Annotated in this window: 17 protein-coding genes; 6 read left to right on the top strand and 11 right to left on the bottom strand. The window is 36.3% G+C overall.

The genetic code is table 11. The features are described from left to right. Positions 1-697: 697 nt before the first annotated feature. The 3 genes from VB776_RS08810 to VB776_RS08800 form a co-directional block, all read right to left on the bottom strand. The gene (locus VB776_RS08810) at positions 698-1414 is read right to left on the bottom strand and encodes a glycohydrolase toxin TNT-related protein (protein ID WP_323328127.1); all 717 of its coding nucleotides are present in this window, start codon (positions 1412-1414) and stop codon (positions 698-700) included. A gap of 159 nt (positions 1415-1573) precedes the next feature. Next, entirely contained in the window at positions 1574-1963 is a 390-nt protein-coding gene (locus tag VB776_RS08805) for a helix-turn-helix domain-containing protein (protein ID WP_323328125.1), read from the bottom strand. 10 nt (positions 1964-1973) lie between these two features. Continuing rightward, entirely contained in the window at positions 1974-2369 is a 396-nt protein-coding gene (locus VB776_RS08800) for a helix-turn-helix domain-containing protein (RefSeq protein WP_323328123.1), read from the bottom strand. 485 nt (positions 2370-2854) lie between these two features. Between VB776_RS08800 and VB776_RS08795 the strand changes: the two genes are divergently transcribed. The 3 genes from VB776_RS08795 to VB776_RS08785 are packed head-to-tail and all read left to right on the top strand — an operon-like array spanning position 2855 to position 8719. Continuing rightward, positions 2855-4051, top strand: a complete 1197-nt coding sequence (locus tag VB776_RS08795) for a TlpA family protein disulfide reductase (protein WP_323328121.1) — start codon at positions 2855-2857, stop codon at positions 4049-4051. Positions 4052-4088: 37 nt separating this feature from the next. Next, complete coding sequence (locus VB776_RS08790) at positions 4089-7319, top strand: SusC/RagA family TonB-linked outer membrane protein (RefSeq protein ID WP_323328119.1); 3231 nt, start codon at positions 4089-4091, stop codon at positions 7317-7319. 17 nt (positions 7320-7336) lie between these two features. Continuing rightward, the gene (locus tag VB776_RS08785) at positions 7337-8719 is read left to right on the top strand and encodes a RagB/SusD family nutrient uptake outer membrane protein (RefSeq protein WP_323328117.1); all 1383 of its coding nucleotides are present in this window, start codon (positions 7337-7339) and stop codon (positions 8717-8719) included. Positions 8720-8765: 46 nt separating this feature from the next. Here the strand turns inward: VB776_RS08785 and VB776_RS08780 are convergent, their stop codons facing one another. From VB776_RS08780 to VB776_RS08755, 6 genes are all read right to left on the bottom strand, one after another. Beyond that, complete coding sequence (locus tag VB776_RS08780; RefSeq protein WP_323328115.1) at positions 8766-9050, bottom strand: hypothetical protein; 285 nt, start codon at positions 9048-9050, stop codon at positions 8766-8768. A 52-nt stretch (positions 9051-9102) separates the two neighbouring features. Continuing rightward, complete coding sequence (locus VB776_RS08775; RefSeq protein WP_323328113.1) at positions 9103-9546, bottom strand: MauE/DoxX family redox-associated membrane protein; 444 nt, start codon at positions 9544-9546, stop codon at positions 9103-9105. Positions 9547-9789: 243 nt separating this feature from the next. Beyond that, the gene (locus VB776_RS08770) at positions 9790-10728 is read right to left on the bottom strand and encodes a helix-turn-helix transcriptional regulator (RefSeq protein ID WP_323328111.1); all 939 of its coding nucleotides are present in this window, start codon (positions 10726-10728) and stop codon (positions 9790-9792) included. Between the two features lie 32 nt (positions 10729-10760). Next, positions 10761-11450 (bottom strand): TetR/AcrR family transcriptional regulator, encoded by a 690-nt coding sequence (locus VB776_RS08765; protein WP_323328109.1) that lies wholly within the window; start codon positions 11448-11450, stop codon positions 10761-10763. A 5-nt stretch (positions 11451-11455) separates the two neighbouring features. Continuing rightward, positions 11456-12724: an aminotransferase class I/II-fold pyridoxal phosphate-dependent enzyme gene (locus VB776_RS08760; RefSeq protein ID WP_323328107.1), complete on the bottom strand. Its 1269-nt coding sequence runs from the start codon at positions 12722-12724 to the stop codon at positions 11456-11458. 880 nt (positions 12725-13604) lie between these two features. Then, the gene (locus VB776_RS08755) at positions 13605-14000 is read right to left on the bottom strand and encodes a rhodanese-like domain-containing protein (protein WP_323328105.1); all 396 of its coding nucleotides are present in this window, start codon (positions 13998-14000) and stop codon (positions 13605-13607) included. A 148-nt stretch (positions 14001-14148) separates the two neighbouring features. On the opposite strand from VB776_RS08755, the gene VB776_RS08750 reads away from it, so the two are divergent. Together VB776_RS08750 and VB776_RS08745 are read left to right on the top strand one after the other, a co-directional pair. Next, a complete protein-coding gene (locus VB776_RS08750) occupies positions 14149-15048 on the top strand; it encodes a LysR family transcriptional regulator (protein WP_323328103.1) in 900 nt (299 codons plus the stop codon). Next, positions 15036-15485, top strand: a complete 450-nt coding sequence (locus VB776_RS08745; RefSeq protein ID WP_323328101.1) for a GNAT family N-acetyltransferase — start codon at positions 15036-15038, stop codon at positions 15483-15485. The genes VB776_RS08750 and VB776_RS08745 overlap by 13 nt, the downstream gene beginning before the upstream one ends. 57 nt (positions 15486-15542) lie before the next feature. Here VB776_RS08745 and VB776_RS08740 read toward each other — a convergent pair whose 3' ends face one another. Both VB776_RS08740 and VB776_RS24560 read right to left on the bottom strand, forming a co-directional pair. Next, complete coding sequence (locus VB776_RS08740) at positions 15543-15695, bottom strand: hypothetical protein (protein ID WP_323328099.1); 153 nt, start codon at positions 15693-15695, stop codon at positions 15543-15545. Next, positions 15676-15843 carry a DUF6088 family protein gene (locus VB776_RS24560; protein WP_407653806.1) on the bottom strand — a complete coding sequence of 56 codons (168 nt, stop codon included), beginning with the start codon at positions 15841-15843 and terminating at the stop codon, positions 15676-15678. The genes VB776_RS08740 and VB776_RS24560 overlap by 20 nt, the downstream gene beginning before the upstream one ends. Before the next feature lie 574 nt (positions 15844-16417). On the opposite strand from VB776_RS24560, the gene VB776_RS08735 reads away from it, so the two are divergent. Then, entirely contained in the window at positions 16418-17095 is a 678-nt protein-coding gene (locus VB776_RS08735) for a CRISPR-associated endonuclease Cas6 (RefSeq protein ID WP_323328097.1), read from the top strand. Position 17096: the final 1 nt, after the last annotated feature.

Below are 17096 nucleotides of genomic sequence, written 5' to 3'. Positions count from 1 at the left end.
AAAGAACACAATAATCCACAAAAAGTAAACAAAAAAAAAAGAAGCGATTAAATAAAATCAAATTTTATCTAATCGCTTCTTAACCAAGTATTGAAACGTATCACTTTTTCAGTGACCTCGTAATATCTTTACCATCTTTATCACGGTATTTCCAAAATTTGTAGTCTTCTGTTTTATATTGTTGAATAAGTTCTTCAAGTGTCATATAGTTCTATATTTTAGTCGTGTTGTTTTTAGCCTGACCGCCAACTCGCTAATATGCGAAAGTTTTGTCGTACTTTTTGTATTGTTTTGTGTTATTCCTATTTTTCGTTATACTATTGATGTCGTATTATTTGTATTGTTGTGCAATTTATTGTACTTACTAAGTTAGTTGTTTCCTTATTCATTCCTAATAATTCTCTTCCTTTAAATTTAATTGTCCAAACAGACTAACAATTCTCAAAAGACTTACTTTAAAACATGGGTATAACTATAAATTAGAAACAAGCCTTAAAAAACAAAAAGAGCAGGCAAAACCTACTCTTCCCAATATCTTCAAATCGAACGACAACTCCATAAAAGAAATTAAATAAGCTGCCCGCTAGACTAGCCGTCCGCCCAGCTTAAGTTCAAGACTAGCCGTCCACCATTCTTTCATGGTTTGGCTTTCAGCCACCACGAAACCTTAGTTGTTGGGCGTAGTATTTTCTGTTTGTTATTCTAATCCAGTTTTCTTAATAATGTGAAGTCCGCCAATACTATAAGCAATATTTATTGGTATTGGTTGTCCATCCAAATGAAAATTTCCGTTTCGAAATGATGTTAATCGTTCATCTATTAGGAAAAGGTAATTTTCTTTGTCTGTTAATATTTCCAAATTTTCATTTGTCAATTCTACTTGTTCAATATATTCAACAAAGCCAAGTTTGTACAACTCTGGAATTGTTATTTTTTCGTTATTAATTTCACAAACGTGTTTTTCTCCAAGTCCAGGCATTCCAAACCAAGGCATCGCTTGTCCAACTTGTATTGAAATATTTGAAGTGTCGCCTTGAAATAAAAAATGTTTTACTTTAAATTTTTCAAAATTTGGCGGTAGAGATTTTTTCGGGAATGGTTCTTCGGCTTTCCAAAAAAACATTACTTTGTTTTGCCATTCTTGGTCATTTCTGTCTGTACAAATTAAATTGTCTGTCCAATAGTGCATATAAAGTTGTCCTGTTCTTAACAAAATTGTAGATTTTTCAATTCTTTCTTTTTGTTCGTCAGTTAAATTTCTTAAAATTTTATAGCCAAGATTGTTGCCCGTCGAAACAAACTTGTCACTTTTGTTTAGCTGAACAGTTTCTGTTTCATTTTTATTTTCCGAATTATTTTCGGCTTGTTTTTTCCCAAAAAGTTTGTCAAAAAATCCCATAATTAATTTTGTCATGTGCTTCTTTAATGTCGTTTCGGTCGGTTTTTGTAATATTACGCCCAACTCGCTAATATGCGAAGGTTTTGCAGTACTTTTTGTATTGACTTTTCATTTAACACTTAAATACGACATCATACACTCTCTAATTATTCATCTTCTGTATCCTATGAAAAATCACTTACCTTCTTTTAAAGCCTTAATAATTTCATCCTTTAGCATTTGGAACTTTCTTTCATAAAGCTCGATAATTTTGTCTACAGGTTCGTTAATAATCGTATTTATATTAGTGTTTACCGAATGGCTACCTTCATAAAAGTTAGCAGTACAATAAAGAATTGATTCTTCATTATACTTTTTCAAGCCATCGGGAACAACACCTAAAGCGTTGGCTATTTCTGTAAGTCGTTCATCGTCTAAGTTTTCACTTTGTTCTATTTTACTTACAGCCTGCTTACTAATTCCTCCTAATTTTTCTCCAAGTTGAGATTGTGTCATTCCACGCAAACTACGTATGCGCTCAATCTTCCTTCCCAAATGATTTTTTTGATGTTCAAAAGTGCCCATAATGTATAAACTATTTTTGGTTAGTTTTTGATTTTTCTATTTCTAACAAATTAAGTAACCTTTCATAAAGGTCGATAATTTTATCGCTTGGCTCACTGTAAGTAATCGTAGAAGCCCCTGCATTATAAACATTATCGTGAATGTCATTATAATTATTGATATTATATATTACAGCTCTTTCATCAAACTCTTTAATAATTTCAATAGTAACGCCTAATACATCTGCTACTTGCTCAAGAATATCATCCGCAATATCCTCTTGCTTTTCAAGGCTTGACAATTGTTGTTGAGTCCAACTTAGTTCAGTGGCTAAAGTAGTTTGCTTTATACCTCTATATGCCCTAATTCTAGCGATATTCCTTCCCAAATGTACCTTCTTTGGCTTAAGATGAAATTTTGATTCCATAATTGTTTATTTTTCTCAAATATAGTAAAAGTCAATCAAATCAACGTAATGGTCAACCAATATTTTTTCTCTATTAAGGGACTTAAAATTAATTTTGTAATGAGTCAATTACATAATTGGTTATGTCAGAAAATATTTCATACAGCCCTTCCTATCACTTTTGCTCAAGAAGCCAAGAGGAAAATACTATTTTCAAATGTGACACATCCAAAGAATTTGGTAAAAAACAATTTTACAAAAATATCAAGAAGCCTCCCATATAATATTGATACTGTCATGATATTCTCAATGTCATACAGATACTATTTCTATTTTTCTAACTAAATAACCTCACTTCAACTCTAACAACTAAACCCATGAACGCAAAAACCTGCGTAAGGGCATTGCTATGCCTTTACTTTTTCATATCTGTACATTTCCTAACCGCCCAAGCGCTGAAGGTGGGAGACAATATCCCACCTGAGCTTTGGAATTTATCCCTAAAAGTGGCTAACCACCCCCAAGGCAAACAAAGCCTGAAACTCAGTGACTATAAGGATAAACTAATCATCCTAGACTTCTGGGCTACTTGGTGTGCTCCCTGCATTAAATCACTCAGTAAGCTGGATTCTTTGCAAAAACAGTTTGGCTCAGCAGTGGTAATCCTGCCTGTAACCTACGAAAATAGCAGTAAAGCCCTTCCTCTGTTTCGTAAAAGGGGCTGGAGCCTTCCTACTGTGGTGGAAGATACTTTACTAAAAAGCTATTTTCCCCATACAGGTATCCCTCATCAAATATGGATTAGAAATGGTCTGTTCTTTGGAGCGTCTGCTGCTTTAGAATATACCAATACCTATAATCTACACCGTGCATTAAACGGAGAGGCTTTCGTCCTCTCACAAATTACCCCGCCTGTTAGTTTTAATCGGGATATTCCTCTCTTTCTGGATGGAAACGGGGGTAGTCTAAAGGATACCCGAATACGGTCTTTACTCTCCAAACGCATCAATGTCAATATCGGAGGAATCACTAGAAATGCTACCAATATTCGGGCTTATAATGTACCATTCCGTAGCCTTATTTATGAAATGTTCAGGCTCGATATTCCTTACGCTGGTAGATTCAACCGAATCGTTTGGGAGATAACTGATTCTCTCAAAGAAGAATTGATGGGTACACACCTACAAAAAACAGGTATTTATGAAAATGACTTAGCTTACTACCAATGGCTAAAAGAACATTCCTACTGTTACGAACTAGCCATTGACTCTTCCCTGAATATTTCAAGAAAAGCACTCTATCAGTTAATGGAACAAGACATCAACCGCTATTTCAGGCTTGAAAAGGGAATCATCGCCGTCTTGGGAAAAAAGAAATTGCCTTGTTATGCGATTATCAATCGAGATAGTCCATCATCTGTTTCCCTCTCTTCTGATAAAGAGGAAAACTTAAGGGCTGAAAACTACTTTGTGATGAAAAACCAACCCACTGAGCAACTCACCAATTACATCATTGCTGTACTGGCACAACAGCCATATCCTATCATTGATAAGACAAGCTCTGCACAAAATGTATCCATTCGGCTTAACAAAGCAAATCTTACCATCCCCGCTATCAAACAGGAGCTGAATAAGATTGGGCTTGATTTGGTATTGCAGGAACAAGAGATAGAAGTCATCATCGTGAAATATGCTAATCTTTAACTTATTCATCTAATCCTTATCCTTAATCTTCAAGCTAATGAAAAAACTCTTCTTATTGTTCATGTTATTGCTGGGAAATTGCGCCATGCTTTATGCCCAACGATTAAAAAGCAGGGTGCTGGATGCTACAGACACTCATCCGATACAAGGTGCCTCTGTCAGGCTGGTGCGGGCTGCTACTGGTACCATCACGGATGCCAATGGTTCTTTTGAAATCCTGAGCAAGTACCCAGCTGATACGCTTGTCATTTCTAGTATTGGTTTTAGTGCCATAGTCCTTCTTATTGACCATGGTCGTTCACTCTCTGAAAGTCTGTTGATGCACAGAGAATCCTTTGCCCTTGATGAAGTAGTCGTTTCTACCGGCTATACTAAAATCAGTCGGGAGCGTGCCACTGGTTCTTTCACTCATATCAGCAATGAGCTAATCAACAGGAGTGTTAGCCCCGACATCATCAGTCGTTTAGAAGGGGTTACGCCTGCTCTTCAGTTTTATCGAAGCACTGTCACACCCAGAGGAACCACCTCAGAGCTTAGAATCAGAGGGGTGAGTAGTATCTTCTCTGATACTGCTCCGCTAATTGTCGTAGATAATTTTCCTTATGAAGGGGATATTAATAGTATCAATCCGAATGATATAGCCGATATTACTATTCTTAAAGATGCCGCAGCGGCATCCATTTGGGGTGTTCGGGCAGGAAACGGGGTCATCGTCATTAATACTAAACAAGGAAAATACAATCAAAAAACTTCCGTTAGCTTTCAGTCGAATTTTACGGTTGGTGAAAAGCCGAATTTGTTTTATAATCCTTCCTTCTTGGCTTCACAGGAACTCATTGATTTCCAACGTTTACGATTTGCACAGGGTGGCTTTCAGCAAAATAACTGGACTTTACTCCCTGAGGCAATTGAGATACAGATTGCTAAACAAGAAGGAAAGCTCTCAGCTGAAGAAATGGAGCGGCAATTGAAAGGGCTAGCCACAAAGGACATTAGAAAAGACATGCTCGCTAATCTTTATCAAAAGAGTCTGAATCAGCAATATGCTTTAAGTTTTTCAGGGGGGAATAATAACCTGAAATATATCAGCTCTCTTGGTTTGGACAAAAACCTTTCTGGGAACGTTGGGTTTAGTTCCTCGAGAATAACCCTCAATAATCAGTTTACTTACCGATTCAATCAAAAACTAGAACTCTTTACGAGTCTGTATTATGCCCTCCAGCATTTTAGCAATAACGGACTGGAGAGAACTGACCTCATTCCTCGGGAAGGTGGTGCCATTCAGTCTTATACAAGCCTTAGGGATGATTCTGGAATGTCTGTTGGTATTCCTTATAAATACCGCCAAACATACATTGCTGCTGCTCCATCTCAAGGATTACTCAACTGGCAATTTAATCCCATTGATGAACTTGCTCTTTCTGATAAAACTTCTAAAAATAATGAAACAAGGCTGAATGCTGGCTTACGTTATACCCTTATTCCTTCGCTAGCCTTGGAAGTAAAATATCAGTTTCGTCTTGCACAAGGAGCATCCCGCCAATATTACGCTCCAGAGACTTATTACGTCAGAGATCTTGTGAACCGATTTACCCAAGCGAATGGCAACAGTGTGATTCCTTCTGGTGGGATTCTATCGGGGAATCAAACCAGTGGCAATAGTCATTATGGAAGAGTTCAGCTCAATTACAATGGTTTTTTTCAGACTCTTCACCAATTGGATGCCCTCGCTGGAGCAGAAGTCAGACAAGACCGCTCTCAATCGGGTCCTGGATATTTACTATACGGTTATGATGACCAAATACTGACGAGTGCTTCTTATCTCAATTATGAGACGAGTTATCAATTACGCCCTATTTCCTCGGGGAGAATCCCCTCTCCTATCAACGATATTGGGTATTTGACTGACCGTTATCTCTCCTACTTCTCTAATCTGGTTTATACTTACGATAAGAAATATACGCTCTCTCTCAGTGGTCGCTGGGATGCCTCGAATATTTTTGGCGTAGCCACTAACCAAAAGGGGGTTCCGCTCTGGTCGGTGGGTTTGCTTTGGAATGTAAAAGATGAGTGGCTATCAAATAGTGAGTCTATTGACTTATTAAAATTAAGGGCTACTTATGGAGTGAATGGAAATATCAATAAGCAAGTAAGTGCCCTTCCTAATATCTCTTTGTCATCTGGAGTGATTACTAATTATCCTTATGCACGTATAAGCACTACCGGCAATCCTAACTTACGTTGGGAAAAAGTAGTGGTCTGGAACTTGGCTACTGATTTTTCTTTCTTTCATAATAGGTTGAGAGGAAGTTTGGAGTATTATGAAAAGGCTGGAATAGACCTCATCGGTTATGATTTCCTAGATCCTACGACGGGTATTTTCCAATCTCCTTCTGGTTTATACACCATCGACAACCGAATCAATTATGCTAACCTCCTTACCAAAGGGGCAGATTTGGAAATCAATGCTGCCATTACTACGGGTAGGTTTAAATGGTCAGCTGTACTACTCGGCTCTTGGACACAGAACAAGGTAACCAAATACAATGCAGCGGAAGCGCCTACCCTGCTTTCTTTTCTTCCTGCCTCCAACGCTGGGCGTGCGCCTGCAACGCAAGGTAAGTCTTTAGATATACTCTATGCTTTGCCTTGGTATGGGCTAAATCCCACTACGGGGGCTATGCAGGTGTATGATAGCAAGACTGGTGCTGGTGGCGGTAGTCTGAGCGAAAACTATGCTGCCTACTGGGCTTCATTACAGCAAAGTAATCTCAAGGAAATGGGGGTTACTGTGCCAGTATTCTTTGGTAGTATTCGAAATACTTTTACTTGGAAAGGTTTGACTGCTAGTGTTAATCTGGTTTATAAAACTGGCTACAACTTCAGAAGAACTAGTATCAATTATTCCAATCTAATTAATTATGGTGGGGGACACCTGGATTATGAAGCAAGATGGAAATCTCCAGGGGATGAATTACAGACTTCCGTTCCAGCAGTTACGCTTACTGCCAATACTACTCGGGATAATATTTATTTAAGCAATGAAACACTGATTGAAAACGGATCGCATCTGAGGTTAAAAGACATCAATCTTAGTTATAAGTTGTCTGCTCCTAAACTAGGACTCAGCAATGTTTCTGTTTTCATGTATGTCAATAATGTTGGGATACTGTGGCGTGCCAATCAAGTAGGCTTAGACCCAGATTTCCCAACCTCAGACTACCCTCCCATCAGAACTTATTCTTTGGGATTCAAAATGGACATTTAAACGTAAAATTTAACAACATGAAAAAGATTTATTCAATCCTATATTGTGTAGGCTTCTGTGTACTCAGTCTCTTGATGAATGCCTGCTATGGGGATTTTTTGGAAATTGAACCCAATCGTAAGCTGGCGGTACCGAGTACTTTAAAAGACTTAGATGCTTTAATGGATAATACTACTTTGCTCAATGCCAATGCTCTATTAATCATGGGTGAGCTTGGCACGGATGATTATTATTTGAATGAAACAGATTGGAATTCACTGACTAACCCTTATCAAAAAAATGGCTATGTCTGGGCTAAAGACATCTACGAAGGACAGCAATGTCCGGGATGGAATAATGCCTATCAGAAAATTCTCTATGCCAATATGGTCTTGGAAAGCATGACTAAGCTTGAACGAAACTCAAAAAATGAAGTACAATCGAACAGGATAAAGGGAACTGCTTTGTTTTGGAGGGCATGGCAGTTTTTCCAATTGGCTCAGATTTTCTGTGATGATTATCAAAAGCAGACGGCTAAGCAAAAAATGGGAATTCCCATTAGGCTTGCATCGGATATTAATCAGCCCAATGTAAGGGGAACTATTGAAGATACTTACAGTCAAATTGTACAGGATCTTTCTGAGGCTGTATCCTTACTTCCTGCCATTTCAGAGGAGAAGACTCGTCCTTCTAAGCAAGCTACGTATGCACTACTAGCTAGAACTTATTTACAAATGAAAGAATATGCACTGGCCAAGCAGCAGGTGGAAAAGTGTTTGTCTATCTCGGATGTATTAATAGCCTATAGTGAGGTGAATCGTAGTTTAAATTTCCCTTTTCCCTTGTATGCACGTGGCAATACTGAGCAACCTTTGCTGGATGCCATGATTAGGACGCAGACTTTTGCTTCTTTCCTAAAAATAGATACTACTTTATTACGCTCCTACGAAGCTGGAGATTTAAGAGTTGCTACTTATTTTTCAACATCAAATGGATACTATGTTTTTAAAGGTACTTACAATGGTTATGCCACCTACAACCCATTTCCTGCCCTTGATGAGGTTTATCTTATTAGGGCAGAATGCAATGAGCGACTAGGAAATCATGAGGATGCCCTGAGGGATCTTAATAACTTACTGATTCATCGCTATCAAAAAGGGGCTTATCAAGCTAAAACCATGGAAAATACTAAAAACATCCTGACGGAGATTCTACATGAAAGACGAAAGAGTTTAATCTTCAGAGGAGTAAGATGGAGCGACCTGAGAAGGTTAAGAACTGAAGCTGCTTATGCAAAAAAGATTGTTAGAGTACTGGGGAACAAAAGATATGAATTAACTCCTGAGCAAGAACATTTATATACTTGGCCTATCCCTGACAATGTGATTAATCTGGGGGGCATTCCTCAGAATACTAGATAAATGTGATACCCTGTGCTTCAATGAAAGAAGCACAGGGTATTTTTAATTAAGGTGTTCTATGAGCATCTCCTGTAACGAGGTTAGAGGCGTTGGCTTGCGTTACTGTAGCAGGTGCACTGGATGTATTCAAACGAATTTTACAAAGGTTTGAGGAGTTTTCTTCGTTACAGTCATCAGCGGGTGAAGGTGCATCCGTGGAACCTACAATGGTGTCACCATCAACATCTACTGCAAACCAATAATCGCTTACATTTTTTTGCTCTGCCAATTTAAAGGACATGGTTGTTGTCGCTACAAAAAGGGCAAAAATAAACACGAGGTTTTTCTTCATTAAATTTTTCATGAAATTTTAAATTTAAAAGGTTTGAAAATGTATTGAGCCTTTAGGCCGGCACGCCCTCAGCGGTAACGCCTCCCACGTCACTGCTTCGTTTTAGTTTCTCCAAATAAAAACCCCATCCGCTTAGCACCGTAAAACTTAGGTTAAACCAGAAGTGTTGTTCCCAGTTCATCCAACTGATTACAGACCCACAGCCACAGGGTAGTTCTTCCCAAGCTCCGCCTAGGGCAAGACCTACGTAAGTTGTAAAGGCTAACATCAAGACTAGCGAGAGTAGCATCCCGTAGTATTGCATCCGTGGGATAAGAAGAAATAGGATGGTAAGACACTCCAGTAACGGCAAAGTGTAGATAAGAATATAGCCCAAAGTATCATTGAAGGGTTGTTTGAGGATACCTGTCTTAAAGATTTCAAAATCCATGGCTTTATCCACCGTTACGGGTATCCAAAGTGACAGCAATATCAGGAGTACAAGCTTTATCTTCATATTGGTAAAATTTTACCTGACAAAGTTCATAACCTTCATTGATATACGAAACAGAATATTGGAAGGGTTTTTAGGAGAATTAGCTTCCATTCTTTCCAATTTTTCACCTCGCTATTTTTAAAAGTATTTTGACGCAGGTATTTGCGGTTTAAGTAATCGTGCAGAATTATCTAAGATTTTAAAACATTTTGAAATTCAGCATTTTACATTCAAAAATCAACACTCACAATTCAGCACTCATATTTATGCCATCCGTATTTTGTACTTTTTCATCTCATATCTAAAAGTACTTTCATCATTATATCCCACTTGGTAAAATACATCACTTACAGGTAAATTTTTGCTTTTCATCAATAGTATGGCCTGACGTAGGCGGCACGAAGTATAGTAGTCTCGTATGGTGATATTAAAAGTTGCCTTGAAATGATTTCTGAGTGTACGTTCGGTTTTTCCAAAATAGTCCGCCACTCGCCGTGAATTAAGGTCTGTATCGTAGAAATGTCTATCTAAGTAATCCTTTACTCTGTAAGGAATACTATTCAGCTGCTGCTCGGCTAGTACATTATACCTTTCTAATGTTCGTGAAATTTGTAATCTTAGCAAGCCGTCAAGAGAACCGACACCATTTGAAATTTCAGAGTAAATCGTTTTGAGCCTTTTCTGTATGTGTAAATCCATTTCACAGTAGGGTAACATGGCATTGGGATATACTTCAGCATCCAATGTAGATAGATATTTCTTTAAAATCGGCAAATCTTTAGACACAAATACTAGCCATTCTGGCAATATGGAGATACATAAGACGATGTTTCTGCCAGGTGGCATTTTTACCCGATACAGACCTATGTCATTATAAGTCATTGCATAATGCCCTTGTCTGGCATAAGAAATAAAAAGTCCTTCGGTATCCGTGAAATCTATGCTACCATGCAGTACAAAAAATAAGAAATGCTGCTTTTCAGTAATCTTATAAGTCATTCGGAAAGGCAAAGTATTGTTTACTTCTAGTAGCTCAATGTAAAAGGGGCGAAAATTGAGCCTCTGGCTTATCAAACTCGCTGAATCAAACAGCGTAAACTGTGACTTTTGAGCCTTGGCAAAAAAATAGAAGTAACTTTCAGGCAATGCCTGCTGAACGCTTAAGGGCGGGTAGTCATATAAAAATTCATAAGGCTTATTCATAATTAAACAAAAAAGATAATTGTGAATAAAAGCTATTTATTCACTTTTGCCTCATCATACATGGCATTGACATTATCCTCAATCGCTTTTTGCAAACGTTCCAAATCCGTCGGTTTATTAATGTCTATACCACAAAATAAACTGCCGTTATACTTGGCATGAAGGACAAGATAATAAATGCCCGCAATCTGAAGAGCCAGTTTAGCCCTTATGTCCACGCCAGTATTGGTGAAGTCTGGTTCGATAATCTGAAATAATGACTCTCCTATTTTTTCTCTTTCGTCTGCTACCTTACGTAGTGTTTTATTCTTTTCTCCGATTTCCCAGTGAATAATTCGTTGTAGCACTTTGTCTTTCATCATCCGCTCCAACTGACCATGAAGCAAGGCTGTAATGTCTTTTTTACCAATGTCATCTGGGTTCTTTAGTAATCCCGAGATAATCTTCTGGTCGGCCATGTTCCAAAAGTCTCTTTGCAGAATATAGGTTTCGACTAGATTGTCTATACTGCCAAAGTAAGTCCAGATTAGCTTTTTATCTAAACCAGCTTCTTTGGCTATATTGGGTCCAGTCAGGCCAGTATATCCTTTTTTTTGAATAACCCCTCCTACTGCTGCCACTAATCTTGTTATTGATCGAGCTTTCTCTCTGATGGGGCCAGCCGTTACTTTTCTTGACTTTTCACTTTTTTGTTCGGAATCTGTATTTTTTTGTTTGCCCATTGCTTTTATTTCATAGATTTTGCAATGTTCAACTTTTTATTGACATAATCAAACGCATTGAGTGCTTTATCAAGGTGTTCTTTGGTATGAGTGGCAATCAAGCTCATTCTTATCCTTGAGTCCTTGAGTGATACCGCAGGATACATGATGGGATTAGTATAAATACCGCATTCCAGCAGTAATTTACCCGCCTCACAGTTCTTCTGTACATCTCCGATTTTTACAGGAATAATAGCAGAATTTGTAGTACCGACATCTAATCCCAAGTCTGTTAAACCCTCTTTATAATAGGTAATATTTTCCCATAACCTTTTCTGCCAATGAGGCTCTTCATCAACTAGCTCAATAGCCCTGCTTACTGCTGAAATAGCTGGAGTCGCTGCTGCTGAAAAAGCATACTGTCTGGATTGAAACTGTAAATAAGAAATCAGTTCTGGGTTGGCTATCAGATACCCTCCAACATTACTGAATGTCTTGCTGAATGTTCCTGTAATGATGTCCACTTTATCCATCACTTCAAAATACTCCATCGCTCCACGCCCTGTATTTCCGATTACTCCAATCCCATGAGCATCATCAACTAAGATTACGCCTCCATAATGATGCGTAAGGCTGATAATTTCTTTTAAAGGTGCTAGGTCTCCGTCTTGAGAATAAACTCCATCAACAATGACCATTTTAGTTCTATATTTATCCTTGACGTTCGAGAGTATACGCTCCAAGGCATCCAGATTATTATGGAGAAAACGCTTGATAGTTGTTCCCTGTATCCCTTCGTAAACGCTTGCATGGACAGCCATGTCCACAATTGCTATATCTTCTTGTTTTAACAAACATTGTAAGGAAGCACTGTTAGACGTATAACCAGTAGTGTATGCTATGGAGGAACCCAGAGGTCTTTTGAAAAAAGTAGATAGTTTATCCTCTAATTCTTGATGATAATCAAAATAACCACCTATCAGTGGCGAGGAACCAGCTCCAGTACCGTATTTTTCGATGCCTGAAATAGCTGCCTTTTTAATGGCTGGATGTTGTGTGAAGCCCAGATAGTCATTGCATACAAAACTTACATAACTTCCCTTTTTAATATCTCCATCCTCAGCTAAATCGACTTCAGGGCCACAACCTGAGTTGACCAGTAATCGATAGTTCATGTACCCACTGACTTTAAGATAATCTAAATACTCTTCATGTGCCTTAGCCCTTTGGAATATATCCAAGTTAGGGATATCTTCATAATCTTTGAAGCTCTTGTTTGATAGATAGTTTTTCATACTGCTTATATATTTAGAAGAGTGAACAATAAAACCTATAAGTAAGTATTTTCATACCCTCTAGGCAATCAATAATTCATGGATATATCAAAGCAGATAGAGAAGTAAACGCAATTTTTGTTAAGTATTATGTAAGAAATATAATTTGAGAAATCATGTATAAATTCATCATCAAAATAATTCTCTATCAAATGAAATAAAATATTTTATTAAATCATAATTAAACTAGCCATTTTTACAATAAATCATTGATTATTAGCCAATTGTTCTATTTTTTATGATTATAATATTATTAGTTACATGCAATGTATAATAGAAAAAAATATAATATATCTTCTTTAAGAGATATACTGTATGATTAAAAGACACCTCATGACTTATACCAAATCAATAGCGATTTTATGAGCATTGTGATTGAACGAACTAATATTGTGATAAGATTTACATTTTTTGAAAGGGATTTTAATCTTTGAAGATATTTATAAAGAAATAGCCTAAGGGAAAATCCCTTAGGCTATTTCTTTATAAATAGTTCTACACCTATTGACATAAAATTAGCAAATTTTACTGAAACCCCAAATAAATGAGGTCGTTTTTACAGTGATTTTTATAATTGTTCAGTAAAAAAGATATTTTCGTTTTTTATTGTAAATCAGGTATTCAAAGGCGTAACTAGCAAAAAACGAATATATTTAATTGAAAATCAGGAATCTGTAAATTTCATAGAGTGATAATTGATTTACTTATATCAACACTTTTTTTAGAGGAAAAACGCAAACATGGATATATTTATGAGCTATATGCAAGCGAAGAAGATACACCTCTAAACGAAAGCGGACAAACATAAACCTATAAAATCTACATTTACCCAGCTTTTAAATTAACAGGCACATTTAATTTTTTCTCCACTTGGACTTGACTTTGCTCCTTCGGTTGCATAACCATCAAATTTCCACCATTCAATTCCACCCATTAGTTCTTTGACTTTAAAACCTAATTTTGCCATATTTAATGCTCCTTTTGTCGAAGCATTACAGCCAATTCCATCGCAATAAGTTACATACAAAACATCTTTATCCAAATGTTTGGTGCTTTCCTCATTCATTTCACGATGCGAAATATTTATCGCCATTGGAATATGTTCAGCTTCAAAGCCAAATTGTTTTCTTGCATCAAGCGGAACAATTTTTTCATTGTTATTTAATGCATCAAATAAATCTGACGGATCCATTTCAAAGGCTAATTTGTTTTCGTAATGTTTAATTTGTAAATCCATTTTTCTAAATTTTAAGATGAATAATGATGCAAAACTAAAATAACTTTGTACGCCATAAAAACGAAAAGAATTCATCATTTGTAACGATTATTTTCATATAAATCTGATTGTTTAATATCGTTACTTTGTATAAAATTTAGAACAGAAAATGGAAATTAGACATTTACGCCTTATCAAAGCTATTGTAGAAGAAGGTAGCATTACAAAGGCTATCGACAAGTTGCATTTAACACAATCGGCGTTAAGTCATCAATTGAAAGAAGCTGAATATCAATTGGGTACAAAAATATTTCTTCGCATCAATAAAAAATTGATTTTAACGAAAGCAGGAGAAAAATTATATGCAACAGCCAACGAGATTTTAGACAAACTTTCCGACACTGAAAAAGAAATCAAGCAACTGATTTTTGGCGAAGTTGGCGAAATAAGAATTAGCACAGAATGTTATTCAAGTTATCATTGGTTGCCTTCTGTTTTAAAGCAATTTCATCTTTTATACCCTAACATTGAGTTGAAAATTGTGATGGAAGCAACTCATTATCCTTTACAAAAATTACAAGAAAATATTTTAGACATTGCCATTATTAGTGACCCAATTAAAGACGAAAACATTAAGTATGTAGAACTTTTTCAAGATGAGATGATGATGGTAGTTTCTGAAAATCACTCTTGGACTGGGAAAAAATTTGTCGTTGCCGAAGACTTTATTCATGAACATTTGTTGATACATTCTTTGCCATTAGAAACTGTAACTATTTATCAGTTTTTGTTAGAACCAGCAAAAGTTAGTCCTAAAAAAATAACGCCATTACCACTAACTGAAGCATCAATTGAAATGGTAAAAGCCGATATGGGAATTATGGCAATGGCAAAATGGGCTTTACAGCCTTATTTAAAAAACAACTCAATAAAAGCAATAAAAATTGGGAAAAATGGATTGAAAAGGAAACATTATATTGCGTATATGAACAACAAAACCTATCCCGATTATTTTCAGCATTTTATTGAATTTTTGCAAACCGAAATCAGCCAACAATGGACTATATAATCAGAAAATTAGAAGAAAAAGATTTAGCAACTTTGGTTGAATTATGTCAAAACCACGCTGAATATGAACAAGTAACATACAAGTCTATTGGTAAAGAAAAACAACTCAAAAATGCAATTTTTTCACAAAATCCGAAGTTGTATTGCTACGTAATTGAAAGTGGAACAGCATTAGCAGGTTACTTTTCATATACTTTTGATTTTTCGACTTGGGACGCACAGACTTTTTTATATTTGGACTGCCTTTATTTAGACCCAAATTTTCGTGGACTAAAAATCGGAGAACAAGTTTTTGAAAAATTAAAACATATCGGACAGAAAAACAATTGTGTAAATATTCAATGGCAGACACCAATATTCAACGAAAGAGCCATCAAGTTTTACAATAAAATTGGTGCGACAGGAAAAGACAAACGTAGGTTTTTTATAAATTTATAACGTGTGGACAAAACGCCAGCAGGCAACGAGGTATTTAATAGTGGAGCTACTGTTGTGCTAAATTTGAGCTTTGTAAATTCTAGCAAACATCGACAATAAATTGAGCAGAAGTACCTTGAATGCCCCACCATCGCAAATACCCAATTGTTGGCTGATATTATCCCTGAAACTTCTAATCAAATTGATACATTTATAAGTTGTTATCGTCATTTCTTTTAAGGCTTGAATAACCAATGTACTTGTTTTTCCAATAAGTTTCCAGATTTTGGGAGGCAGTTTTCTTGAATACAATTTTCCTTCTTTCTAAATTTATTTTTCTAGTAGCATCAACTGTGAGATAAACCATATTCATAGATATTTGACTAGAAAGCCTCTAAGCATTCATTGCCATGATACCTGTCGGAATAATCCTCGCTTTATCTCTGCTCCTGATTACTTCTGTTGTTGGTTTGATAGTACCGAATATCGCATACAACCAAATGCTACACGTGTGAATCCCCTTTGATTATCAAACTCCTTGAGACTTTAAAGACAGCTTTTTAGAATCCAAAAAAAAGAAAATCTTCAGCAAAAAATAGCGAACCCCTTTTCGCTATTTCAATTTTTACAAGTATTTTATTTTGTCGAAAATGTAGGAGATTTTTGCGACAAAATAAACAAAGAATGATGCTTAACTACATTTTGTTATCATTCATAAGATAATTGGATAACGATAAATCAATTAGTTAAAACAGGTATAAATACCTGATACTTTTATAAAAAATAATTATACTTTTATCATTTAATGTATAATCATAAATGATGACAACCATTTGAATACGTCTTTTAAAAAATTTATATCTCAGTTTTGATTAGATATAAATTTTTTGAGTGCAAATAGATTACACTTTATACCATTTCCTTTGTACCACTAAACATTTACAAAAACCGTAATGCCGAAAATTAGACTATTAAGAATTCAGTTCGACACCGATATTGAGGCCTACGAAATCCCTGCTTTTAGAGGTGGGGTAATTGCCAAAGCAGGTAACGAACATATCATTTTCCACAATCATCTCAACGACCGTGAGTTCCTATATGGTTATCCAGTAATACAGTACAAACGTATTGGTAAAAACCCTGCCATTATCTGTATTGATTATGGCGTGGATGAGATTCACCATCTATTCAACAATCAAAATCTCAGTATTATGATTGGTCAACACCCTGTGAATTTGGTTGTTAAAAACCTACAAATGCCACAATACAATTTACAGATTTGGGAAAAGTCTTTCGACTACCGACTGTATAATTGGTTGGCACTCAACCAAGAAAACTACGAAAAGTATCAGGCAATCCAAGATGATTTAATGCGGATAGAGTTTTTAGAAAATGTACTCAAAGCCAATATCATTTCATTTGCCAAAGGAGTAAAATGGGATGTGGAAAAGCCGATTTCATTACGTATCGACGAAGTACTAAAATCAAAAATAGTGCCTTACAAACAACAAAAGCTCTTAGCCTTCGACATTCGCTTTAGAACAAACGCCTTCCTCCCCGACTTCATCGGGCTGGGCAAAGGCGTAAGCTTGGGTTTTGGAACAGTTTCACAAGTGAAAAATAATAGATAAA

The organism is Arcicella gelida, from assembly GCF_034931025.1.
GTDB classification, from domain to species: Bacteria; Bacteroidota; Bacteroidia; order Cytophagales; family Spirosomataceae; genus Arcicella; species Arcicella gelida.
The sequence above is the reverse complement of the archived record's forward strand: the minus strand, read 5'-3'. Positions and strand labels throughout refer to the sequence as shown.

Excerpts from the sequence above, each read along its gene's own strand:
- VB776_RS08810 (WP_323328127.1), bottom strand. The coding sequence starts at position 1,414 with ATGACAAAATTAATTATGGGATTTTTTGACAAACTTTTTGGGAAAAAA.
- VB776_RS08805 (WP_323328125.1), bottom strand. The coding sequence starts at position 1,963 with ATGGGCACTTTTGAACATCAAAAAAATCATTTGGGAAGGAAGATTGAG.
- VB776_RS08800 (WP_323328123.1), bottom strand. The coding sequence starts at position 2,369 with ATGGAATCAAAATTTCATCTTAAGCCAAAGAAGGTACATTTGGGAAGG.
- VB776_RS08790 (WP_323328119.1), top strand. The coding sequence starts at position 4,089 with ATGAAAAAACTCTTCTTATTGTTCATGTTATTGCTGGGAAATTGCGCC.
- VB776_RS08785 (WP_323328117.1), top strand. The coding sequence starts at position 7,337 with ATGAAAAAGATTTATTCAATCCTATATTGTGTAGGCTTCTGTGTACTC.
- VB776_RS08780 (WP_323328115.1), bottom strand. The coding sequence starts at position 9,050 with ATGAAGAAAAACCTCGTGTTTATTTTTGCCCTTTTTGTAGCGACAACA.
- VB776_RS08775 (WP_323328113.1), bottom strand. The coding sequence starts at position 9,546 with ATGAAGATAAAGCTTGTACTCCTGATATTGCTGTCACTTTGGATACCC.
- VB776_RS08770 (WP_323328111.1), bottom strand. The coding sequence starts at position 10,728 with ATGAATAAGCCTTATGAATTTTTATATGACTACCCGCCCTTAAGCGTT.
- VB776_RS08765 (WP_323328109.1), bottom strand. The coding sequence starts at position 11,450 with ATGGGCAAACAAAAAAATACAGATTCCGAACAAAAAAGTGAAAAGTCA.
- VB776_RS08760 (WP_323328107.1), bottom strand. The coding sequence starts at position 12,724 with ATGAAAAACTATCTATCAAACAAGAGCTTCAAAGATTATGAAGATATC.
- VB776_RS08755 (WP_323328105.1), bottom strand. The coding sequence starts at position 14,000 with ATGGATTTACAAATTAAACATTACGAAAACAAATTAGCCTTTGAAATG.
- VB776_RS08750 (WP_323328103.1), top strand. The coding sequence starts at position 14,149 with ATGGAAATTAGACATTTACGCCTTATCAAAGCTATTGTAGAAGAAGGT.
- VB776_RS08745 (WP_323328101.1), top strand. The coding sequence starts at position 15,036 with ATGGACTATATAATCAGAAAATTAGAAGAAAAAGATTTAGCAACTTTG.
- VB776_RS08740 (WP_323328099.1), bottom strand. The coding sequence starts at position 15,695 with ATGACGATAACAACTTATAAATGTATCAATTTGATTAGAAGTTTCAGG.
- VB776_RS08735 (WP_323328097.1), top strand. The coding sequence starts at position 16,418 with ATGCCGAAAATTAGACTATTAAGAATTCAGTTCGACACCGATATTGAG.